21 protein-coding genes, 1 pseudogene and 1 riboswitch are annotated in these 20,570 nt (G+C 72.3%); of the genes and pseudogenes, 12 read left to right on the top strand and 10 right to left on the bottom strand.

What is annotated here, in order from left to right:
- Window positions 1–85: pseudogene (locus AB0N16_RS20465) on the bottom strand (PadR family transcriptional regulator); the annotation flags it as partial.
- A gap of 125 nt (window positions 86–210) precedes the next feature.
- Between AB0N16_RS20465 and AB0N16_RS20470 the strand changes: the two are divergent.
- Complete coding sequence (locus AB0N16_RS20470) at window positions 211–456, top strand: (2Fe-2S)-binding protein (RefSeq protein WP_365798593.1); 246 nt, start codon at window positions 211–213, stop codon at window positions 454–456.
- Window position 457: 1 nt separating this feature from the next.
- Here the strand turns inward: AB0N16_RS20470 and bfr are convergent, their stop codons facing one another.
- Window positions 458–940: a bacterioferritin gene (bfr, locus tag AB0N16_RS20475; protein ID WP_365798595.1), complete on the bottom strand. Its 483-nt coding sequence runs from the start codon at window positions 938–940 to the stop codon at window positions 458–460.
- Between the two features lie 184 nt (window positions 941–1,124).
- Here bfr and AB0N16_RS20480 point away from each other — a divergent pair, with 184 nt between their 5' ends.
- Window positions 1,125–1,757, top strand: a complete 633-nt coding sequence (locus AB0N16_RS20480; protein WP_365798597.1) for a sulfite oxidase-like oxidoreductase — start codon at window positions 1,125–1,127, stop codon at window positions 1,755–1,757.
- A 16-nt stretch (window positions 1,758–1,773) separates the two neighbouring features.
- Here the strand turns inward: AB0N16_RS20480 and AB0N16_RS20485 are convergent, their stop codons facing one another.
- On the bottom strand, window positions 1,774–2,196 hold the full coding sequence (locus tag AB0N16_RS20485; protein ID WP_365799281.1) for a DUF4396 domain-containing protein: 423 nt from the start codon (window positions 2,194–2,196) through the stop codon (window positions 1,774–1,776).
- A 395-nt stretch (window positions 2,197–2,591) separates the two neighbouring features.
- On the opposite strand from AB0N16_RS20485, the gene AB0N16_RS20490 reads away from it, so the two are divergent.
- From AB0N16_RS20490 to AB0N16_RS20510, 5 genes are all read left to right on the top strand, one after another.
- Window positions 2,592–3,290, top strand: a complete 699-nt coding sequence (locus tag AB0N16_RS20490) for a Crp/Fnr family transcriptional regulator (RefSeq protein WP_365798599.1) — start codon at window positions 2,592–2,594, stop codon at window positions 3,288–3,290.
- Between the two features lie 111 nt (window positions 3,291–3,401).
- Entirely contained in the window at window positions 3,402–4,223 is an 822-nt protein-coding gene (locus tag AB0N16_RS20495; RefSeq protein WP_365798601.1) for a hypothetical protein, read from the top strand.
- On the top strand, window positions 4,220–6,430 hold the full coding sequence (locus AB0N16_RS20500; protein ID WP_365798603.1) for a hypothetical protein: 2,211 nt from the start codon (window positions 4,220–4,222) through the stop codon (window positions 6,428–6,430). The genes AB0N16_RS20495 and AB0N16_RS20500 overlap by 4 nt, the downstream gene beginning before the upstream one ends.
- Entirely contained in the window at window positions 6,427–7,515 is a 1,089-nt protein-coding gene (locus tag AB0N16_RS20505) for a hypothetical protein (RefSeq protein ID WP_365798605.1), read from the top strand. The genes AB0N16_RS20500 and AB0N16_RS20505 overlap by 4 nt, the downstream gene beginning before the upstream one ends.
- Window positions 7,512–8,015, top strand: coding sequence for a Pycsar system effector family protein (locus tag AB0N16_RS20510; RefSeq protein ID WP_365798607.1), 504 nt, complete (start codon window positions 7,512–7,514; stop codon window positions 8,013–8,015). Before AB0N16_RS20505 ends, AB0N16_RS20510 begins: the two co-directional genes overlap by 4 nt.
- An 11-nt stretch (window positions 8,016–8,026) precedes the next feature.
- On the opposite strand, the gene AB0N16_RS20515 is transcribed toward AB0N16_RS20510, so the two are convergent.
- The 5 genes from AB0N16_RS20515 to thiO all read right to left on the bottom strand — a co-directional run bounded on the left by AB0N16_RS20515 (window position 8,027) and on the right by thiO (window position 13,210).
- Window positions 8,027–8,929, bottom strand: coding sequence for a deoxyribonuclease IV (locus AB0N16_RS20515; protein ID WP_365798608.1), 903 nt, complete (start codon window positions 8,927–8,929; stop codon window positions 8,027–8,029).
- A 34-nt stretch (window positions 8,930–8,963) separates the two neighbouring features.
- Window positions 8,964–10,925: a Stk1 family PASTA domain-containing Ser/Thr kinase gene (gene pknB / locus AB0N16_RS20520; protein WP_365798610.1), complete on the bottom strand. Its 1,962-nt coding sequence runs from the start codon at window positions 10,923–10,925 to the stop codon at window positions 8,964–8,966.
- Window positions 10,926–11,045: 120 nt separating this feature from the next.
- On the bottom strand, window positions 11,046–11,840 hold the full coding sequence (locus AB0N16_RS20525; protein WP_365798612.1) for a thiazole synthase: 795 nt from the start codon (window positions 11,838–11,840) through the stop codon (window positions 11,046–11,048).
- Between the two features lie 3 nt (window positions 11,841–11,843).
- Window positions 11,844–12,044 (bottom strand): sulfur carrier protein ThiS, encoded by a 201-nt coding sequence (thiS, locus tag AB0N16_RS20530; RefSeq protein WP_365798614.1) that lies wholly within the window; start codon window positions 12,042–12,044, stop codon window positions 11,844–11,846.
- On the bottom strand, window positions 12,041–13,210 hold the full coding sequence (gene thiO / locus AB0N16_RS20535) for a glycine oxidase ThiO (protein ID WP_365798616.1): 1,170 nt from the start codon (window positions 13,208–13,210) through the stop codon (window positions 12,041–12,043). The genes thiS and thiO overlap by 4 nt, the downstream gene beginning before the upstream one ends.
- Window positions 13,208–13,319, bottom strand: a riboswitch (TPP riboswitch). Its footprint overlaps the gene before it by 3 nt.
- A gap of 129 nt (window positions 13,320–13,448) precedes the next feature.
- On the opposite strand from thiO, the gene AB0N16_RS20540 reads away from it, so the two are divergent.
- From AB0N16_RS20540 to AB0N16_RS20560, 5 genes are all read left to right on the top strand, one after another.
- Window positions 13,449–14,687 (top strand): FAD-dependent oxidoreductase, encoded by a 1,239-nt coding sequence (locus AB0N16_RS20540; protein WP_365798618.1) that lies wholly within the window; start codon window positions 13,449–13,451, stop codon window positions 14,685–14,687.
- Between the two features lie 247 nt (window positions 14,688–14,934).
- Window positions 14,935–15,300 carry an Rv2175c family DNA-binding protein gene (locus AB0N16_RS20545; protein WP_352226306.1) on the top strand — a complete coding sequence of 122 codons (366 nt, stop codon included), beginning with the start codon at window positions 14,935–14,937 and terminating at the stop codon, window positions 15,298–15,300.
- 34 nt (window positions 15,301–15,334) lie between these two features.
- Window positions 15,335–15,982, top strand: coding sequence for a thiamine phosphate synthase (gene thiE, locus AB0N16_RS20550; RefSeq protein WP_365798620.1), 648 nt, complete (start codon window positions 15,335–15,337; stop codon window positions 15,980–15,982).
- A gap of 144 nt (window positions 15,983–16,126) precedes the next feature.
- Window positions 16,127–17,050, top strand: coding sequence for a methylenetetrahydrofolate reductase [NAD(P)H] (metF, locus tag AB0N16_RS20555; RefSeq protein ID WP_365798622.1), 924 nt, complete (start codon window positions 16,127–16,129; stop codon window positions 17,048–17,050).
- 56 nt (window positions 17,051–17,106) lie between these two features.
- Window positions 17,107–18,108 carry a hypothetical protein gene (locus tag AB0N16_RS20560; RefSeq protein ID WP_365798624.1) on the top strand — a complete coding sequence of 334 codons (1,002 nt, stop codon included), beginning with the start codon at window positions 17,107–17,109 and terminating at the stop codon, window positions 18,106–18,108.
- A gap of 31 nt (window positions 18,109–18,139) precedes the next feature.
- On the opposite strand, the gene AB0N16_RS20565 is transcribed toward AB0N16_RS20560, so the two are convergent.
- Together AB0N16_RS20565 and AB0N16_RS20570 are read right to left on the bottom strand one after the other, a co-directional pair.
- A complete protein-coding gene (locus AB0N16_RS20565) occupies window positions 18,140–19,654 on the bottom strand; it encodes an NAD(P)/FAD-dependent oxidoreductase (RefSeq protein WP_365798626.1) in 1,515 nt (504 codons plus the stop codon).
- Between the two features lie 47 nt (window positions 19,655–19,701).
- Window positions 19,702–20,316, bottom strand: coding sequence for a DUF4126 domain-containing protein (locus AB0N16_RS20570; protein ID WP_365798627.1), 615 nt, complete (start codon window positions 20,314–20,316; stop codon window positions 19,702–19,704).
- Between the last annotated feature and the right edge of the window lie 254 nt (window positions 20,317–20,570).

Consider the following 20,570-nt stretch of genomic DNA (forward strand, 5'->3'; position numbering starts at 1 on the left):
AGTCCAGGTCGGCCTGCAGGTGCAGCATCGCGCCCTCGATCAGCAGATGGGCGATCCGGTTGTCGCGGTTCTCGGCGGCGGCCAGGGATCACATGCGATCCGCGCCCCACTCCACTTTTGCACTCCCCCGGGTGATGGGTAAGGTTAGGTTTGCCTCACCGATCAATCGGGACGGCACCACTGATCGATCCCGGCGGGAGGTGAATCCGCGTGTACGTCTGCAGCTGTTTCGGGGTGACCGAAGCGCAGGTCAAGCAGCACGCGGAGGACGGTGCCTGCACCCCTCGCCAGATAGCGTCCGCCTGCAAGGCGGGCACGGACTGCGGTTCGTGCGTCCGCCGCATCCAGGCGATCCTCGGCCGGGGTGCCTGCCCCCGCCGTGAGCTGGCCGACCAGGGCCGCCCGGTGCTCTCCACCGACCTCTCCGAGTTCGACGCGCTCGACGAGGCCGCGTGACTCAGCTGCTCTCGGGCTGCTCGATGATCTGCGAGATGTAGAGCGCCTCGCCGAGCTTCTCCAGCAGGTCCAGCTGGGTGTCGAGGTAGTCGATGTGGTGCTCCTCGTCCTCCAGGATGGATTCGAAGATGTTCGCGGACGTGATGTCGCCCTTCTCGCGCATCACCTTGATCCCGCGCTTGAGGCGGTCGATGGCCTCCACCTCGACCTGCTTGTCCGCCTCGAACATCTCCTTGACGGTCTGCCCCACCCGCACGTGGAAGAGCCGCTGGTAGTTGGGCAGCCCCTCCAGGAACAGAATCCGGTCGGTGAGCACCTCGGCGTGCTTCATCTCGTCGAACGACTCGTGCCGGGTGTACTTCGCGAGCTTGTACCAGCCGAAGTTCTCCTGCATCTTCGCGTGCAGGAAGTACTGGTTGATCGCGGTGAGCTCACCGGTGAGCTGCTCGTTGAGGAATTCGATGACCTCGGGGTCGCCCTGCATCGCAGAGGCTCCTTCCGCATGGACTGGGGTGTTTGCGGCGCATGATTGCACCGGCATAGAAGATCGTCCAGTAAGTGCGTACTTAGTAAGTAAGTGCATGCTTGATGGCAGTTGACCGATTTGATGATCTTTGAGGGGTCTGTCTGGTCAGGTGCACCGCCCGCGGTCTGTCAGGATGGAAGGCATGGGTCATCCGGTGGAGCGTGCGTCGACAGAAGCCGCGGAGTCCGGGCTTCCACCGGGACAGCGACTGCAGCGCGGCTGGCCGGTCACCCACTACGGCCCGGTGCCCAAGTTCCGCCCCGAGCGCTGGGAGTTCAGGGTCTTCGGCGCCACCGCCGAAGCGGGCCCGTACACCTGGAACCACGAGCAGTTCACGGCGCTGCCCTACGCCACCGTGGTCGCCGATCTGCACTGTGTGACGAAGTTCAGCATGCTGGGCGCCGAGTGGGGCGGGATCCCGGCCTGGACCTTCCTGGAGCTCGCGCCGCCCGCCCCCGATGTCACCCATGTGATGGTGTGGGCGGAGTACGGCTTCAGCTCCAACCTGCGCCTCACGGACTTCGCCACCGACCGCACGATCTTCGCCACCCACAAGGACGGTGAACTCCTCACCGCCGAGCACGGCTTCCCGGTGCGCCTGGTCGTCCCCCAGCTGTACGCCTGGAAGGGTCCCAAGTGGGTCCGCGGCATCGAGTACATGACCGCAGACCGCCGCGGCTTCTGGGAGGAGCGCGGCTACCACAACCTCGGCGACCCCTGGAAGGAGCAGCGCTACTCCTATCAGGAGGGGCCGGGGGACGGTCCGGAACTCTGAGTTCTGGGGGACGGGGTCAGTGGTGGTACTGGTGCACCACCGCGTGCCCCTTGCCCCGGCCGATCGTCCACTTGTTGACCGGGGTCGTCACCACGAACGCGATCACCAGCGAGACGGCCAGCGAGATCCAGAACAGCGCGTCGCCCAGCTGGGCGTCCACAGCGGCCGGCCAGACCAGGATCGTGCCGTTGTCGATCAGCTCCATCACGGCGATCGAGAGGGTGTCCGCCGCCAGCGCCACCCGCAGCGCGGTGCGCAGGTCGACGCCCGCCTTCAGTACCCCGCGCATGGTGAGCGAGTAGCCGAAGAAGAACGCCAGCACGATCGCCAGCAGCGTGGTCGGCAGGTTTCCCCAGCCGAAGGCCGTGCCCACGACCATGCCGAGCACCTCGCCGATGGCGCAGCCGGTGAGGCAGTGCAGGGTCGCCTGGACGGCCATCGCCCAGGAGGCGCCGGCGGGGCCGTGTGTGCCGTGCGGCCCGTGTGCTTCGTGGTGCGCGTGCGGCTGTGCCGTGTCCGCGTGTGCTTCGTGGTGCCTGTGCGGCTGTGCCGTGTCCGCGTGCGATTCGTGGTGCCCGTGCAGGGCGTGATCGTGGTCCATGGCTGATCCCCGGTGTCAGGTGCGGATCCCTCTGAGGCGCCAACGGTATACCCCCCTGGGGTATTCCCGGGAAGGGTTCGGGCTCGTTCCGGTAACGGGCGGCACATTCCGTGCCCAGAGCGCTACGCTGAGATCCTTGCCTGGCGGGAGACGCGCCGGGCAAAGACGGATCCAGGGGGCCCTTGGGGTTCCGCTTGTGGTCCGGTTCGGGGGCGAGCGGTCGGGGGACGACGGTGGGGCTGTTCGGAGAGCGGCATACCTTCATGGGCGGGCTCGGTCCGGGGGACCGGGAAGCACTGGCGGGACTCGGCACCCGGCACGAGTACCCGCCGTACGACACGGTCGTCACGGAAGGCGACCGGACCACGTTCGCGGTGGTCCTGCTCAACGGCTGGTGCACGGTGTGGACGCCCACCGAACGCGGCGGCCGGCTGATCCTGGCCCTGAGGCGGGCCGGTGAGGTCGTCGGCGACATGGCGGCGCTCGACGGCCGCCCGCGCAGCGCCTCGGTGAGCACCCTGGGCCCGGTCACCGGCCTGGTCATACCCGGCGAGCGGTTCCGGCGGTTCCTGGCCGCCCGGCCGCACGCCAACGCGCTCATGACGGTCCAGCTCACCGAGCGGCTGCGCAGCGCGGACCACGAGCGCCGGGCCCTGGCCTCCATGACCGTGCTCCAGCGGCTCGCCGAGCGTCTGGTCGAACTCGCCGACCGCACCGGCCTGCGGGAGAACGAGGCCGTGACCATACGGCTGCCCCTCGCCCAGCACGAGCTGGCCGCCTCCGTGGGCTCCACCCGCGAGGCGGTCGCCAAGGCCCTGCGCCTGTTACGCGAACAGGGCCTGGTCCGCACCGGCCCCGGCACGCTGGCCGTCGCCGACCTGGACCCGCTCCGCCTGCTCGCCGCCGGACAACCACACGGCACGGAGACCTGACAAGCATCGAGTCCCGCGCTGTGTAAACGGCTACAGCGGCGACCGGCCGGCTCCGCGAGCATCGCACCGGAGGCGCCGGTGGCCCGGCGGGACGGCAGGGAGGAGAAAACGATGGAGGGGGAAGCCGCGTACGGCTTCATCGTCAACGTGGACGCACAGGGCTCGGGCCTGCTGTCCGACGCCGAGAAACCCGAGATGCGGCGCAGACTCTACGACGTCACGGGTACCGCCTTCGAACAGGCCGGCATCCGCCCGCCGCGGCTCTATCAGGAAGACCGCGGCGACGGCATCCTCGGCGTACTGGCGCCCGACGTGCCGCCCGTCCGGGTCCTCGGGGAATGGGTGGAACACCTCCACCAGAACCTCCGGGAGAGCAACCGGCACCTCAGGAAACCGCTGCGGCTGCGCGTCGGCCTGCACATCGGCCGGGTCACGGCCGACGCCCACGGCCGTTCCGGACGCGCCGTCGACCTCGCCTGCCGGCTGGCCGACTGCGGTGTCGCGAAGGCGATCCTCAAGGCCGCGGACGGCGCACCCCTGGTGGTGGCCGCCTCCGACCGGGTGCACGAGGACTTCATCCTGCCCGGCGGGCGCTGGGTGGACCCCCAGCACTACCGCCGGCACGACGTGGAGCTCAAGGAGGGCCGCAGCACCGCCTGGTTCATGGTCCCCGGCCGGTCCCAGCCGCCCGAGCCGCACGAGTCCCCCGAGGAACACGAGCCCCTCAAGGAGCAGGAGCTTCTCGAGGAGCGGGAGCGGGACACGGCGGGCGGGCCGTCGGGGGAGCGGCCTCCACGCCCGCAGGCCTCCAAGGGCACCGAGGGCACCGAGGGCCGTTTCGTCAAGAACATCCACCAGCACGGCGGCGGTGACGTCTTCGCCGCCGAACGGATCGAGACCATCAACATCGACCGTCGCGGCGGTGACCGGTGAACGCGCAGAACCCCCCGCCCCAGGGCGGCCCGAAACCCCAGCCGCAGCCGCAGCAGGCGCAGCCGCAGCAGAAGGCCGAGCCGGACAAGCCGCCCGGCGCCGATTCCGGTGGCGCGGCCGAGCCGGAGAAGAGCGACGTCATCGGCGGCTCCGCCGCCAACCCGCTGGGCGAGGAGGCCCTCCCCGGGGCCGCGGCCGCCGCCTCCCGGATCTACCGCTCCACCGTGAACCAGCACGGATCCGGCACCCTCATCAGCTCCGAATCCGTCGGCACGATGAACTTCTACGGCCGGCAGACCGCGGAACGCCTGCTGGCCGGCCCGCTCCCGGAGGACGAACTGCGCAGGCTGCGCCGGGTCTTCAAGGAACCGGCGGACTACGGCGACTACCGCGAGCAACTGTGCGGCGGCCGCCTCCTGGTGCTGTACGGCCAGCCCGGCACCGGCCGCGCCTACACCGCCCTGTCCCTGCTCGACGACCTCACCCGCGGCCAGGTCTCCCGGCTCGACCCGCGCACCGACCTGGACCGGCTGGACGACGACCAGATCCACGACGGTCACGGCTACGCCCTGGAACCCAGCGCCACCGGGCTGCCGGACGAGACCGGTCTCGACCGGCTCTGCGAACTGCTCGGCAGGAAGGCGGCGTACGCCGTCCTGCTGGCCACCCCCGAACCGGGTGACGTCCTCTCCCGCGGTGGCCGCTACTACCGCGTCCACACCCCGGCCGCCCAGACCGCCGTTCTCGAAGGCCATCTCGCCCTCGAGCTGGAGGCCTCGGGATCCGAGCTGTACGAGCGGGCCCGGGCGACCGCCCTGGACCCCGACGTCCTGGAGGCGCGCGGTCTCGACGAGTTACGGCCCGCGGAGGCCGCGCACTTCGCGAGGCTCCTCGCCCGGCACACCAGGGACGAGCTGACCCACGACGAACTCCTCGCCGAGTGCAGGAAGTTCGCCGAGAGCCAGGCCGCCGAATGGTTCGCCGGCGGGATCCGCTCCGAGACCCCCGAGCGGCTGCGGGACGCGGCCTACCGGATCGCCGTCGCCGTTCTGGAGGGCGCCTCGCTCAGCGCCGTCGCCGAGGCCGCCGAGGTGCTCGCCTGGGAACTGGCCGTCACCGTCGACCCGGAGGCCACCCCGGGCCGGCCACTGTTCAGCGACGGCGTCGACGCCCGGCTGGTCTCCGCCCGCGCGGTCGCCGAACTCGGCACCGAGGAGGTCGGCACCGAGGAGGTACCGGTCCGCACCGTCCGGTTCGGCGGCGAAGCCCTCGCCCCGGCCGTCCTCGGCCACCTGTGGCAGCACCGGCACAACGCGCGCGGACCCGTGCTGCGCTGGCTGGCCGGACTCTGCGAGGACACCCGGCCCCAGGTCTGGGTACGGGCCGCCGTGGCGGCCGGTCAGCTGTGCCGCCTCGACCTCTCGCACACCGTGCACGAACTGGTCCAGCCCATGGCCCAGTCCGAGCGGGCCCGCCGCCGGCTCTTCGCCGCGACCGTGCTCGACGTCGCCGTGCGCTCCAAGGAGGTCGGCACCGCCGTGCGCGCCCTGACCTGCTCCTGGGCCCGGTACGGCGACGAGCAGCTGCGCTGGACCGCCGGGGCCGTGCTCGGCCGGGGCCGGGCCACGCACACCGTCCGTGAGTCGCTCGACCTGATCGGCGGGATCGGCGTCTGGGACGAGGGCAGACTGCGGGCCGACGCGGCCGTCCAGGTCGCCCACTTCGCCGGCGCCCACCCCGAGCCCGGGACCCTGCGCCGGATCCGCGCCTGGCTCTCCGACGAACGCCGGCCCCAGCAGGACCTCGGCCTGCAGAGCACGGTCTATCTCGCCGCCGTCCCCGTCGTCGACCTCTGGAACCAGCACGAGGACCTGGAGGGTTACGGCGACTGGCCGCTGATGCTGGCCCTGGCCGCCGTCCGGCCCGCCCTCGCCGCGGAACTCGCCGGGCTCCTGTGGACCGCGCTCCAGACCCCACGGTCGTACGAGGCGGCGATCGAGACCCTCTCCGACTGGCTGCGGGACTCGGCCGACCAGCCCTGGGCCGACCGGCTGGAGCGGTTCCTGCCGCTCCTCGTGCACACCCACGACGACCGCAACCGGCTGCTCGGCCTGATCAAGGAACTGACCGAAGACCCCGACCAACCACTGAACGATCAGCAGGTCCGCCGCCTGTGGGGCGCGGTCCAGGGAGCGAGTACACCATGACGCACAACCAGTGGGGGCAGCCGTGGCCGCCCCAGGACGAGGAGTTCGTCCTTCCGCACGACCTCAGAGGCCCCTTCGTCCGCGAGTTCGCCCCACAGACCACCTACCGGCACCGCAACAGCCAGGTCGCCTCGGTGCTGTACTACAAGAACGGCGGGCACAGCGTCATCACCGTGCGCGGTGCCGAGCACCACAACAAGCCGCTGATGGGCAAGCCCACCTCGGTGTGCTGGATCGCCCGCGGCCAGCACCAGGTCTCCTTCCAGCTGGAGCTGCCCACCTTCGGCGACCGCTCCCGGTTCCGGGCGGGCGCGGACGTCAACTGGGAGGTGCACGACTTCTACCGGGCCGCCGAGAAGCGCGTGGTCGACGTGGAGCGCATGCTGCGCCCCTCGCTGGAGGCCCGGCTGCGCGGACTCAGCCGCCGCTACAGCCTGGACTCGGCCCAGCAGGTCGACGAGGCGATCCAGGACGAGCTGGCCAGCGGCCGGTGGGGCGACTTCGGCGCCGATCTCGGCCTCGCCACCCAGGTGTTCGTCCGGATCGACCTCGGTCAGGCCGCCGCCGACTACCAGGCGCAGATGGTCGCGGTGGAGAAGGGCGGTGTGGTCCAGGAGGCCATCGACAACGTCAACAAGGCGCGGATCGCCGCCAACATGGACGACGCGCAGAAGCTGATCGCGGCCGGCGAGACCGTCCAGTACGCCCATATGCTCGCCTCGGACCCGAGCCGGGCACACGAGATCCTCGGCGTGCTCCAGCAGCAGGCCCGCGAACAGCGTCAGGGCGCCCTGGACTACCTGACCAACCTGATCAACCAGGGCGTGGTGCAGCGCCACCAGATCGACGACCAGGTGCAGGCCCTCATCGACTTCAGCCGCACGGTCTCCACCGGGATCTTCCCGAACGGCCTGCCGCAGGCCCCGACCTCGCTGCCGATCCCGCCGATGCCGCCCGCGCCGCCGCTGCTCCCGGCCGACGCGCCGCCGCCGGTCCCGCCCGCGTCGCCGATACCCCCGATGGACACCATCCCGGGAGAGGGCACGGGGGTGGAGGACGACTCCAGCCCCGAGGCGCGCCGATGACCCCGGCAGACCCCGACCCCGACTCCGACGCCGCCGCGCACTATGTCGCCGAACGGCTGCTGCTGACGGTGCGCGAGGACCTGGGCAGGGCGGACGTGAAGGCGTCCGTCCTGCTGTCCGGGGCCGTGGCGGTACCCGCCCTGCTCCTCGGGCGCGGGCTGCCGCCCGGCGTCTCCGGGCCCGCCGTGGGGTTCCTCGCGGCGGGCGCGGCGCTGTGGGCGGCAGGCACCCTGCTGCTGCTCGCGGTGATCGTGCCCCGTACCCGTACGCTCCGCTCGGCACCGGGCCCGACCTTCTACGCCGACGCGCTCACCGCCATCGACCAGGAGGCACTGCGCCGCGCCGCCGCCGAGGTCGGCGCGGACCGGGTGGGCTGGCTGCTCACCCAGTTCCAGGACGTCAGCGTCATCCTCTCGGCGAAGTACCGCTGGCTGCGCCGGTCGATGGCGCTGCTCGCGGCGGGGCTGCTGCTGGCGGCGGTACCGCTGGCGGTCGGCTGACCCGGATGCGGTCAGCCGTCGCGCAGCCGCTTGAGGCGCTCGACGTCCGCCGCGTGCCCCTCCTTGCCGCCGGGCGTCTCGATGATCAGTGGTACGCCCGCGGTCGCCGGGTGGGTCATCAGCGCACGGAACGGATCCTCGCCGATGTGCCCGGCGCCGATGTTCTCGTGCCGGTCCTTGTGCGCGCCGGCGACGTCCTTGGAGTCGTTGGCGTGGATCAGCTTCAGCCGCCCCTCGCCGACCGTGTCCACCAGCAGGTCCAGCGTCTGGTGCATCCCGCTCGGCCCGGTCAGGTCGTGCCCGGCGGCGAAGATGTGACAGGTGTCCAGGCAGACGCCCAGCTTCGGATGGGCGTCCAGGGCCTCGAAGTACGGTCCGAAATCCCAGGTCCGCGAGCAGAGCGAGGCGCCCTGCCCGGCGGTGGACTCCAGAAGCAGGAACGGGTCGTCGTCGTGGGTCAGCTCGTCGAGGAGCGGCAGCAGATGGGTCCGGACCTGCTTCAGCGCCACGTCCCGGGCCCGCCCGCCGGTCGCGCTCCCGGTGTGCACGACCACCCCGAGCGCCCCGATCTCCCGGCCGCGCCGCAGCGAGTGCCGTAGCGACTCCACCGACCTCTCCACGGTCGCCTCGGTGTGCGAGCCGAAGTTGATCAGGTACGGGGCGTGCACGTACGCCGGGACCGACCCCTCCGCACAGGCCGCGCGGAACGCCTCGTCCTGCTGCGGGCTGCCCGCCGGCGTGGCCCAGCCGCGCGGGTTGGCGACGAAGACCTGCACGGTCTCGGCCTTCAGCTCACGGGCGTACGACAGCCCCACCGAGTGCAGGCCGCCGGCCACCGGGACATGACCGCCGACCGGGTTGCGGGAGGGACCGGACCGCGGGGCGCCGGAGGGACGGGACGGGTGACTCTTCACCCGTCAAGGGTGTCACGCCACGGACCGGCCCCCCTCACCGGATGGTGATCGTGATCGTCGACCCCTTGGGCGCCTGCCCCCCGGCGTCCACCGACTGCTTCTTCACGGTGTTGCCGAACAGCCCGAGCAGCCCGCGGTCCTCCTTGACCTGGAAGCCGGACTGCTCCAGGAGCTTGGTCGCGTCGTCGACCGTGGCCCCGACCACGCTCGGCACCTCGACCATCTCCGGGCCCTTGGACAGCGTCAGCGTCACCGTGTCGCCCTCGGCGACCCGGGCGTCGCCCACCGGGGTCTGCCGGGCGACCTGCCCCTGGTCGTACTCGGAGGTGACCTCGGTGGCCGACACGGTCACCTTCAGCCCTGCCTCCTGAAGCTCCTGCCGGGCGTCGTCCAGGTCGTCACCGGTGACATCCGGGACGTCCACCGGCGAACCCTTGCTGACGACGAGCGCGATCGCCGTCCCCGCGTGCCGCTCGCTCCCGGCGCCCGGATCGGTGGAGATGACCGACCCCTTGGGCACGTTGTCGCTGAACTCCCGTGTCACCATGCCCGGTTCGAGCCCGGCTGCCTTCAGCAGCGCCCTGGCCCTCGCCTGCGTCCGCCCCTGCACGTCCGGCACGTTCACCGTCTCCGGGCCGTCCGAGATGGTCAGCGTCACCGAGTCGTTGCTGCGGATGCGCTTGCCGGCCGCCGGATCGGTGCTGATCACCGTGCCCCGCTTGACCGTGTCGCTGTAGGCGTGCTCGACCTTCTTGATGTCGAGCCCGGCCTCCTTCAGCCGTGCGGTGGCCTGTGCCTCGGTCTTCGACAGCAGCGGCGGGACCTCGGTGAACTGGCCGGAGTTGATGTACCAGATGCCGGTGCCGGCGCCGAAGAGGACCAGTACGGCGACGACGAGCGTGACCAGCCCGCGCCGGGACCGGCGGCGGGTCCCGTGCCGCCGCTCCGGCACCGGCGGCGCCTCGAACCGGCTGGTCATCTCGACCCTGTCGTCCGGCTCGTTGACGGGCAGCGGCCGGGCCGGGGGTTCCCCCGCGCGAGCGAAGCCGAGCGTGGGGGAGGTCAGCGACCGCGGAAGGACGCTGGTCCGGTCCTCGGCTATGTCGTGCGCCTCGGAGAGTGCCTGCGGCGGTACGGCGTCCAGCTGCTCGTCCCGGAGGGCGGCCCGCGCCTCCCGCACCAGGGCCAGCAGCGCGACCGCGTCGTAGGGCCGCGCCTCGGGATCGCGGGCGGTGCCGTGGGCGACCAGCTCGTCCAGCTCGTAGGCCAGCCCGGGCACGACGGCGGACGGCGGCGGCACGTCCTCGTGGAGATGCTTGTAGAGGATCACCGCGGGCGAGTCCGAGTCGTGCGGCTTCTCCCCGGTGAGCATCTCGTAGAGCACGACACCGCACGCGTACACGTCGACGCGGGGATCGGCGGCCCCGCTCTCGACCTGCTCGGGCGCGAGGTACGCCACGGTCCCCAGGACGGCGCCGGTCGTGTTGGTGACGCTGCCCACGGACCGTACGAGCCCGAAGTCGGCGACCTTGACCCGCCCGTCGTCCCCTATCAACACGTTCTCGGGCTTCATGTCCCGGTGCACGAACCCGGCGCGGTGCGCGGCGCCCAGCGCGGCCAGCACCGGCTCCAGGATGTCCAGCGCGGCCCGCGGCTGCAGCGCGCCGCGCTCGCGCAGCACGTCACGGAGGGTGCACCCGGCGACGTACTCCATCGCGAGATACACGTAGGGCCCGTCGGTCCCCTGGTCGAAGACCTGGACGACATTCGGGTGGGCCAGCCGGGCGACCGACTTGGCCTCCCGGATGAATCTCTCGACGAAGGACCCGTCGGCGGCGAGTGCCGGATGCATCACTTTCAGCGCGAGCACCCGGTCCAGCCGGACGTCCAGGGCCCGGTAGACCGTGGCCATCCCGCCGACGGCGATCCGCGCGTCGACGCGATAACGGCCGTCGAGCACCTGCCCGACGAGGGGGTCCTGAAGCGTCGTATCCACCCCGAGAGTGTACGAGCCCCGGCTGAAACCCCCACAGGTGAGACAGATTTCACCGCCGACTTGCAGCGCACCTGTGACGCGGCGCGCTGCTGCGCGCGCCCCGAACGACCGGGCCGGCGGTCAGAAGGCGGGGCGTTCGGGATCCAGGGCGGCCAGGCCCTCCGTGGGGGACGACGGCTCGGCGAAGTGGCGGAAGGGGATCCGGCCGGCCAGCCGGGCCAGCCGTCCCGCCTCCACGCCGGCCCGCATGGCGGACGCCATCCGCTCGGGATCCTGCGCTCGTGTCACGGCGGACGCCAGCATCACCCCCGCGCACCCCAGCTCCATCGCCAGCGCCACATCGGACGCCGTACCGGCCCCCGCGTCCAGGATCACCGGCACGCGCGCGTGCTCGACGATCAGCCGGAAGTTGTGCGGGTTGCGGATCCCGAGCCCGGATCCGATGGGCGACCCGAGCGGCATCACCGCCGCGCACCCCACGTCCTCCAGCTTCCGGGCCAGCACAGGATCGTCGTTGGTGTACGGCAGCACCGTGAACCCGTCGTCGACCAGCGTCTCCGCCGCGTCAAGGAGCTCGATCGGGTCGGGGAGCAAGGTCCGCTCGTCGGCGATGACCTCCAGCTTGACCATCGAGGTGCCCAGCGCCTCCCGGGCCAGCCGGGCCGTCAGCACCGCCTCCCCGGCGGTGAAGCACCCCGCCGTGTTCGGCAGCACCCGGATCCCCAGCCGTTCGAGGACCGACAGCACGGAGCCCCGTACCCCCGGATCCACCCGCCGCATCGCGACCGTGGTCAGCTCGGTCCCGGACGCCACCAGCGCCCGCTCCAGCACCTCGAGGCTGGGCGCACCCCCGGTCCCCATGATCAGCCGGGACGAGAAGGCCGTACCCCCGAGCACCAGCGCGTCGTCGGCCATGGCTCAGCCTCCCTGTACGGCGGTCAGGACTTCCACGCGGTCACCCTCGGTGAGAGCCGTACCCGGCCACTCCCCGCGCGGTACGACGGTCTCGTTGACCGCCGCGGCCACCCCGGACGGCGCCGCCGTGATCGACTTCACGAGCGTGTCGAGAGCGGTGCCCGGGGTGATCTCCCGGCGCTCCCCGTTGACGGAGATGTTCATGCGGTCTGCTCCAGAAGTACGCCGGGGACGGGGCCGAAACGCTTCGGCGTGAACGGACGGGCCTCTTCCGGCAGCTCACCGCCGGTCAGCAGCTCCGCCATCACGTCTCCCGTGACCGGCGTGAGCAGCACCCCGTTGCGGTGGTGGCCGGTGGCCAGCAGCAGCCCGTCGAGGCGGGTCGGCCCGAGCAGCGGCGCGTTGTCGGGGGAGCCGGGGCGCAGCCCGGCCCGGGTCTCGGTCAGCGGCAGCTCGGTGATGCCGGGCACCAGCTCGTGCGCGTCGCGCAGCAGCTCGTACACACCCCCCGCCGTGACCGTGGTGTCCCAGCCCAGCTCCTCGCTCGTAGCCCCGACGACCAGCTCGCCGTTCTCCCGGGGCACCAGGTAGAGATGGCCGCCGCGCACCACGGCCCGTACGGTCCGGCTGAGGAACGGCGCGTACCGCGCGGGCACGGTCAGCCGCAGCACCTGCCCCTTCACCGGCCGCACCGGCGGCAGCACGTCGTCGGGCACGCCCGCGAGCCGTCCGCTCAGGCTTCCGCCGGCGAGCACCACCTGTCCGGCACCCAACGCCGCACCCGCGCGCGTGACGGCACCGGTGGCCCGCTCCCGTACCACCTCCAGGCGCTCGGCCCAGTCGCGGTGGAAGACCACCCCGGCCCGCTCGCACGCGGCCACCAGGGCGGCCGCCAGCCGGCGCGGGTCGATCTGGTGGTCGCCGTCGACCCGCAGTCCGCCACGCACACCCGGCGCGAGCATCGGCTCCAGGCGCCGGCAGTCCCGCCCGGACAGCCACTCGGAGTCCAGCCCCGACCGCCGCTGGAGGACGTGCAGCTCGCGCAGATGCGCGCGGTCGTCGGCGTCCAGCGCGACCGCGAGCGTGCCGCAGCGCCGGTAGCCCAGGTCGTGGCCGGTCAGCTCGGTGAGCTCGGCGGCGAAGTCGGGATAGCGGCGGGCGGAGGCCAGGTTGAGCCCCAGCAGGGTCTGCTCGCCGTAGTGCAGTTCGGTGACCGCGGCCAGCATCCCCGCCGCGACCTGCGCGGCCCCGCCGCCGGGCGCGGGGTCGACCACGGCGGTGGCGAGCCCGCGCTGCGCGGACCGCCAGGCCGTCACCAGGCCGATGATTCCGCCCCCGATGACGAGGACGTCGGACGTATGTGCGGACATGGGCGTCCAGCCCCTCCCTTCGCCGGCATGACCCGGATCAGGTTCGTACGGTCGGAGGCCGCCAGCCTCCCTCTCAGCCCGGTGCGTCCGGGCTCCCGCGTGTGCTTACCGGCCACCCTAGACCGCGAGGCTCCGCCCGGGTAAGACGGCCTGCGCCGGCGGTGTGGAACAGGTCACCCAGCACGCCCCCTGACTGACTCTTTGTCAGTTGTCTATCGTTCTTGTCTATGGTGATCAGGTGAGCGAGCAGACGCAGCGACCGAGCACGTCACAGACGCGACGCGTGGTCGTCGTGGGCGCGGGCATGGCCGGGGTGCAGACCGCCGTGGCCCTGCGTGAGCAGGGGTTCACGGGGACCCTTACCCTGATCGGCGCCGAGCCGCATCAGCCGTACGACCGGCCGCCGCTCTCCAAGGCGGTGCTGCTCGGCAAGGCGGAGGGCTCCGCCTTCGAGGTCGACTTCGAGACGCTCGGCATCGAGCTGGCGCTGGGCCGCGAGGCCCTCGGCGTCCGCCCCGCCGACCGTGAGCTGGACACCGAGGCCGGGCCGGTGCCGTACGACGTCCTGGTGCTCGCCACCGGAGCCGAGCCGATCGCGCTGCCCGGCACCGAGGGCGTGCCCGGCGTCCATCTGCTGCGCACCCTGGACGACGCCGAGCGGCTTCGGCCCGTGCTCGCCCGGCAGCACGACATCGTGGTGGTCGGCGCGGGCTGGATCGGCGCCGAGTTCACCACCGCGGCCCGGGAGGCCGGCTGCGCGGTCACGGTCGTGGAGGCCGCCGACCGCCCGCTCGCGGGAGCGCTCCCGGCGGAGGTGGCCGCGCCGATGACCGCCTGGTACACCGACAGCGGCGCCGAACTGCGCACGCACGCGCGCGTGGCGGGTGTCGAACCCGGCGCGGTGGTGCTCGACGACGGCTCGCGGGTGCCCGCCGGCGCGGTCGTGGTCGGCATCGGCGCCCGCCCCGCCACCGCCTGGCTGGCCGGCTCCGGCATCGACCTGGGCGCGCACGGGGAGGTGCTCGCCGACGACCGGCTCCGCACCGGCGTCCCGGACGTCTACGCGGTCGGCGACTGCGCCTCCTTCCCGTCCGGCCGCTACGGCGAGCGCCTCCTGGTCCACCACTGGGACAACGCCCTCCAGGGCCCGCGTACGGTGGCAGCCAACATCCTCGGCGAGTCCGACGCGGTCTACGACCCCGTGCCGTACTTCTGGTCGGAGCAGTTCGGCCGCTTCGTGCAGTACGCCGGCCACCACGCCGTCGCCGACCGGATGATCTGGCGCGGCGAACCGACGGGCCCGGCCTGGAGTGTCTGCTGGCTCCGCGAGGACCGCCTGGTCGCCCTGCTCGCGGTGGGCCGCCCACGAGACCTGGCCCAGGGCCGCCGCCTGATCGAGGCGAACACCCGAATGGAGGCGGAGGCACTGGCGGATCCGTCCCGCCCGCTGAAGAACGCGACCGCGGGGTCCCGCTAGGGGCGCGGGCTGTGACATATGCGGCTCCGCCGCGCGGACATATGCGGCTCCGCCGCGCGGACATATGCGGCTCCGCCGCGCGGGCATACGGGCCTCCGCCGCGCGGGCATATGCGGCTCCGCCGCGCGGGCATATGCGGCTCCGCCGTGTGGCCGCGACCAGCCTCCCCGCTCTCCCGCACCCGGCCGCCGACACGTACCCGCGCCACCCATCGCGCCCCACCCGGCGGAACGCCTACCCTTGTTCCGTGACCGAGATTGACGCAAAGATCGATGCTCTCGTCCCCGCCTGGCTCACCGTCCCCGACATCGCAGAGATGCTGGACGTCGAGGTGACGCGCGTGCGGCAGCTGGTCAAGGAGGGCCAGCTCATCGCCGTCCGCCGCGGTGAGAACCGCGCGCTGCACGTCCCCGCCGCCTTCATCGACGGGGACAAGGTCGTCAAGGGCCTGTCCGGAACCTTGACGCTCCTGCGGGACGACGGCTTCACGGACGAAGAGATGCTGGAGTGGCTGTTCACGCCCGACGCCAGCCTGCCCGGCACCCCCGCGCAGGCCCTGAGCGAGAATCGCGGTACGGAGGTGAAGCGCCGAGCCCAGGCGCTCGCCGTCTGAGGCAGCCAGTACCGACACAACGGGGGACACACCGATGACCGACACCGCCCGGGCCCGGCTGGCCGACGCCCGTCTGTACCTCTGCACGGACGCCCGCAAGGAGCGGGGCGACCTCGCCGGGTTCCTGGACGCGGTCCTGGCGGGCGGTGTCGACATCGTGCAACTGCGCGACAAGGGCATGGAGGCCGGCGAGGAGCTGGAGCACCTCGCCGTGTTCGCCGAGGCCTGCGCCCGGCACGGCAAGCTGCTCGCGGTCAACGACCGCGCGGACGTGGCCCACGCGGCCGGTGCCGACGTGCTCCACCTCGGCCAGGGCGACCTGCCGGTTCCGGCCGCCCGCGCGATCCTCGGCCCGGACGTCCTGATCGGCCGCTCCACGCACGCCGACTCCGAGGCCGCCGCGGCCGCCGTCCAGGACGGTGTGGACTACTTCTGCACCGGCCCCTGCTGGCCCACCCCCACCAAACCCGGCCGCCCCGCTCCCGGCCTCGACCTGGTGCGGTACACCGCCGCCCTGGGCACGGACCGCCCCTGGTTCGCCATCGGCGGCATCGACCTGGGCAACCTCGACCAGGTGCTGGACGCGGGCGCCCGCCGGGTGGTGGTGGTCCGCGCGCTCACCGAGGCCGACGACCCGGGCGCCGCGGCGGCCGAGTTCGCGAAGCGACTGCGGTCGGCGTAGCTCCTCGGCCGTGGCCGCTCCGGCCGGCGCGGCTCTTCCGGGGACGTCCGGAAACTTGTCCAGTATCCGGACGTGAGGCCGACAAACCGGGCAAATGTCCCGAGCGCGGTTGGGTGTCCGTCCGCCCCTGGCTAACCTGCGAGTATGGCCCTCGGAACCGCATCCACCAGGACTGACCGCGCACGCACCGTGCGTGACATGCTCGCCTCCGGCAAGACCACGTACTCGTTCGAGTTCTCGGCGCCGAAAACCCCCAAGGGTGAGCGGAACCTGTGGAGCGCGCTCCGGCGGGTCGAGGCGGTCGCCCCCGACTTCGTCTCGGTGACCTACGGCGCCGGCGGCTCCACCCGCGCGGGCACCGTCAGGGAGACCCAGCAGATCGTCGCCGACACCACGCTCACCCCGGTCGCCCACCTCACCGCGGTCGACCACTCCCTGGCCGAACTGCGCAACATCATCGGCCAGTACGCGGACGCCGGGATCCGCAACATGCTCGCGGTGCGCGGCGACCCGCCCGGCGACCCGATGGGGGAGTGGGTGGCGCACCCGCGGGGCCTGACCTACGCGGCCGAACTCGTCCGGCTCATCAAGGAGTCCGGTGACTTCTGCGTGGGCGTGGCCGCCTTCCCGGAGATGCACCCGCGCTCCAGCGACTGGGACACCGACGTCCGGCACTTCGTCGACAAGTGCCGTGCGGGGGCCGACTACGCCATCACGCAGATGTTCTTCCAGCCCGAGTCGTACCTTCGCCTTCGCGACCGGGCCGCCGCGGCCGGCTGCGAGACGCCGGTGATTCCGGAAATCCTGCCCGTCACCAGTGTGAAGATGCTGGAACGGCTGCCCAAACTCAGCAACGCGTCCTTCCCGGACGCCCTGAAAGAGCGGATCCTCACAGCCAAAGACGATCCGGCGGCGGTACGCTCCATCGGTATCGAGTTCGCCACGGAGTTCTGCGCACGGCTGCTGGCCGAAGGCGTCCCCGGACTGCACTTCATCACGCTCAACAGCTCCACGGCGACGCTGGAAATCCACGAGAACCTGGGCCTGCACCATCCCCCGCGGGCCTAGACCGGCCGCACCGGAGTACGACACACTGCGTAGCGGTCACTGGGAGAGGGGCGTACATGGGCTGGACGGTCCTCTACGTAGCGTTCGGCATCGTCGCGCTGTGGTTGCTGGGCGAGGTACTGCTGCAGTACAAGGCGCGGCTGCGCTGGCGGCTGCTCGCCTTCGTCGGCTTCCTCGGGGTCGTGTTCGGTGTCCTGATTCCGTCGGTGATCGTCATCGGGCTGGGCGCGATCGCGTTCGCGGTCGGCCAGACCTACGTCACGCTGTCCTTCCGCCGTGGCTTCGAGTCCGGCTGGGCCGTCAAGCGCCCCGGCGCGGACGGTGAGGGCGGTGACGGTGGCCTGATCAAGCGCCGCCGCGGCGAGCCGCAGGAGGACCCCGGCCTGGAGGCCACCGACCCGGACGCGGCCGACGCGGCCTACGCCGACCAGCAGGCGGCCTACGCCACGGGCGGCATCCCGCGCTACGGCCGCGACGACGAGTACGAACGCGACGACGTCTTCTCCCCGGCCCGGGCCGCCGAGCCGACCGCCGCCGAGTCCACGACGGTGTACGAGCCGCAGCCGATGCCCGACGACACCGGCTCCTACGGCATATACGACGAGTCCGGCTACGCCACCACCGGCGACCCCGCCTACGCGACCGCCGGCCAGGACCAGGCGTACGCCGCCCAGGGCACCGACCAGAACTACGCCTACGACTACTCCGGCTACGGCCAGCAGCAGTACGGCTACGACGCCAACGGCCAGCAGCAGTACGCCAACTACTCCGACCCGTACATCGGCAACCAGACCTACGGCGGCGCCGGGTACGACCAGTCCTACGGCACCCAGCAGTACGACCAGCAGGGCTACGCCCAGGACCAGTACGGCAACGCCGGTTACGGCGACACCCCGGCGGGCGGTGTCTGGGTCCCGCAGCAGCGCGCCGACGAGACCTACGGCGGCGAACTCCCGCAGGAGCAGCCGTACCCCTACCAGGGTGACGGGCAGGGCCAGCAGCAGGGGCAGCAGCAGGGGCAGCACGGCACCGGGTACGACGAGCAGTACCGTTTCTGAAGCCGCTGTTCCGTGACGCGCGGGCCCGGCCTCACTGCGAGCCGCGAAACTCCGGTCCTTCCACGATCAGCCCGGCCACCAGCGCCCCCGACATGCCGGCGTGCGGCAGCCCGCCGCCGGGGTGCGACCGGCCGCCGACCCGGAACAGGCCCGGCATCCGGGTGGTGTTGGCCGGGTGCAGGAAACGGCCCTTGCCGGCGGCGAGGGCGGGAGCCGAGATCTCCCCGAACCCCCCGGTCCCCGTGACCTGTTCAGGCAGCCGCGTCTCGTGCCAGATCAGGCGCTCCCGCAGCCCCGGGACGGCGGCCTCGGCGGCTTCCAGGAGGAAGTCCGTACACACCCGGGCCGTACGATCGCTCTCCCAGCCGGCATCGGTCGACAGCACCGCCGACAGCACCACGGACTCGTGGTCGTCGTCCGGTCTGAGCGCCGGGTCGTCGGGGCGCAGCACCGTCACGGTGGGGCGCACCGGACGGTCGCCGCCGGGCGCGGCCAGCAGGTCCAGCTCGGTCTCGCCGTCCGGGGCGTGCACGATCGTGCGGTGCGCGGCACCGGCCTCGGGCCCGCCACGCAGTGCGAGCAGCACGGTGAAGCGGCCCGGGCGCGCCGCCTCCGTGTCGGCCCGCACGTCGTCGTCGGCGTCCAGCCGGCACCCCGTCAGCCGCGTGAGGGCGTCGAGCCGCACCGGATCCACTCCGGCCACCACATGGTCCGCGTCGATCACGCTGCCGTCGGCAAGCTCCACCCCCGCCGCCCGGCCGTCCTTCGCCAGCACCGCGGTGACCTCGGCGCCGAACACGAAGTCGACCCTCCGGCGCACACACCGCTCGTACACCGCCCGCGCCAACTCCCGTATGCCGCCGCGCACATACCAGGTGCCGAAGGCGTGCTCCAGGTACGGCAGCACGGCCGCGCTCGCCGGAGTGTCACGCGGGTTGAGGCCGTGGGCGAGCGCGTGGCTGTTCAGAAGGGCGGCGAGGCGCTCGTCGCGCAGCTCCCAGGCGCCGATCTCGGCGAGGGTGCCGGCCCGGCGGGTGCGCAGAAGCTTCTTGTGCGGCACGGACGGGTACGGCTCGCGCTCGGCCAGCACCTGCCAGTTCGGCCACAGCGGCTCCTCCAGGAGCGGGCGCCGGGTGCGGTCCCAGGTCTCCCGGGCCCGCACCAGGAAGTCGCCCCAGCGCTGTCCGGCGCCCGCCCCGAGGGCCTCGTCCAGGGCGGTGACGACACCCGCGCGGGACGCGTTCGGCAGCGTGACCTCCGTGCCGTCCGCGAAGACGTGCCGGGCCGACGGGTCGACCTGGACCAGCTCGACCTGGTCCTCCAGCGGCTCCTTGCCGGTCTTGACGAACAGGTCGCGGTAGACGGCGGGCAGCGGCAGCAGGCCCGGGCCGGTGTCGAAGGCGAACCCGTCGCGCTCGAACCGGCCCACCCCGCCGCCGTACGTCTCCGTACGCTCGTACACCGTCACCCGGTGGCCCGCGACGGCCAGCCGGGCGGCCGCCGCCATGGCGCCCATCCCGGCGCCGATCACCGCAATCCGTCCCATGCCCGCGACTTTATCGAGCGCCACTGACAGCCCGGCCCGGCGGCCCGTCAGTCCGGTGGCCTGCCCGCCTGGGCCGCGACCCGGCGTTCCTCCCGGCGCTGGGCGCGGCGGCGCCGGAAGCGGCGGATCCGGGAGATCAGGAACACCAGCACGATCAGACCGGTGGCCAGCAGCACCGCCGCGATGATCGCCGCCGCCAGCGGGTGGAACATCGCGAACGACACGATCGCTCCGACCCCGAGATCCTCGGCGAAGCTCAGCACGATGTTGCTGAACGGTTCCGGCGAGGTGTTGACCGCCATCCGGGTCCCGGCCTTGACCGTGTGGCTGGCCAGCGCCGTCGAACCCCCGATCAGCCCGGCCGCCACGTCCGACAGGGAGCCGCTGTGCCCGGCGAGCAGCGCCCCGACCCAGGCGCCCGCCACCGGGCGCACCACCGTGTGCACCGAGTCCCACACCGAGTCGACATACGGGATCTTGTCGGCGACCGCCTCGCACAGGAACAGCACGCCCGCGACGACCAGCACCTCGGGGCGCTGCAGCGTCTCGGGGACGTCGTCGCTCAGGCCCGTCGCGCCGAAGAAGCCGAGCAGCAGCACCACCGCGTACGCGTTGATTCCGCTGGCCCAGCCGCTGGTGAAGACCAAGGGGAGTACCGACACGGAGGCGATCGTAACCAGTCGGCGACCGCGCGTCCCGGGCCTGAGCACGCAGAGCTGAGTACGCGTACCTAGGGAGTGAGTTGAGTACGCGCGCGGATGGGCCGCGACCTGCGTGAACGAGAGAGTGGAGACACGGAAAGGGGCGCCCGGTCCGTACCGCCGACACGGGGCGGCGGAACGGCGCCGGCGCCCTTGCCCGCTCCTTCCGCCGATCCGTCGGCGGAAGCGAGACACGGGGGAGAGGGGACCCGGGG

Origin of the sequence: Streptomyces sp. NPDC051105, from assembly GCF_040682795.1 — a bacterium.
GTDB lineage: Bacteria > Actinomycetota > Actinomycetes > Streptomycetales > Streptomycetaceae > Streptomyces.

Coding starts and splice junctions, on each gene's coding strand:
- bfr (WP_365798595.1), bottom strand. CDS start 940: ATGCAGGGCGACCCCGAGGTCATCGAATTCCTCAACGAGCAGCTCACC.
- AB0N16_RS20480 (WP_365798597.1), top strand. CDS start 1,125: ATGGGTCATCCGGTGGAGCGTGCGTCGACAGAAGCCGCGGAGTCCGGG.
- AB0N16_RS20485 (WP_365799281.1), bottom strand. CDS start 2,196: ATGGCCGTCCAGGCGACCCTGCACTGCCTCACCGGCTGCGCCATCGGC.
- AB0N16_RS20495 (WP_365798601.1), top strand. CDS start 3,402: ATGGAGGGGGAAGCCGCGTACGGCTTCATCGTCAACGTGGACGCACAG.
- AB0N16_RS20505 (WP_365798605.1), top strand. CDS start 6,427: ATGACGCACAACCAGTGGGGGCAGCCGTGGCCGCCCCAGGACGAGGAG.
- AB0N16_RS20510 (WP_365798607.1), top strand. CDS start 7,512: ATGACCCCGGCAGACCCCGACCCCGACTCCGACGCCGCCGCGCACTAT.
- AB0N16_RS20525 (WP_365798612.1), bottom strand. CDS start 11,840: ATGGCCGACGACGCGCTGGTGCTCGGGGGTACGGCCTTCTCGTCCCGG.
- thiS (WP_365798614.1), bottom strand. CDS start 12,044: ATGAACATCTCCGTCAACGGGGAGCGCCGGGAGATCACCCCGGGCACC.
- thiO (WP_365798616.1), bottom strand. CDS start 13,210: ATGTCCGCACATACGTCCGACGTCCTCGTCATCGGGGGCGGAATCATC.
- thiE (WP_365798620.1), top strand. CDS start 15,335: ATGACCGACACCGCCCGGGCCCGGCTGGCCGACGCCCGTCTGTACCTC.
- metF (WP_365798622.1), top strand. CDS start 16,127: ATGGCCCTCGGAACCGCATCCACCAGGACTGACCGCGCACGCACCGTG.
- AB0N16_RS20560 (WP_365798624.1), top strand. CDS start 17,107: ATGGGCTGGACGGTCCTCTACGTAGCGTTCGGCATCGTCGCGCTGTGG.
- AB0N16_RS20565 (WP_365798626.1), bottom strand. CDS start 19,654: ATGGGACGGATTGCGGTGATCGGCGCCGGGATGGGCGCCATGGCGGCG.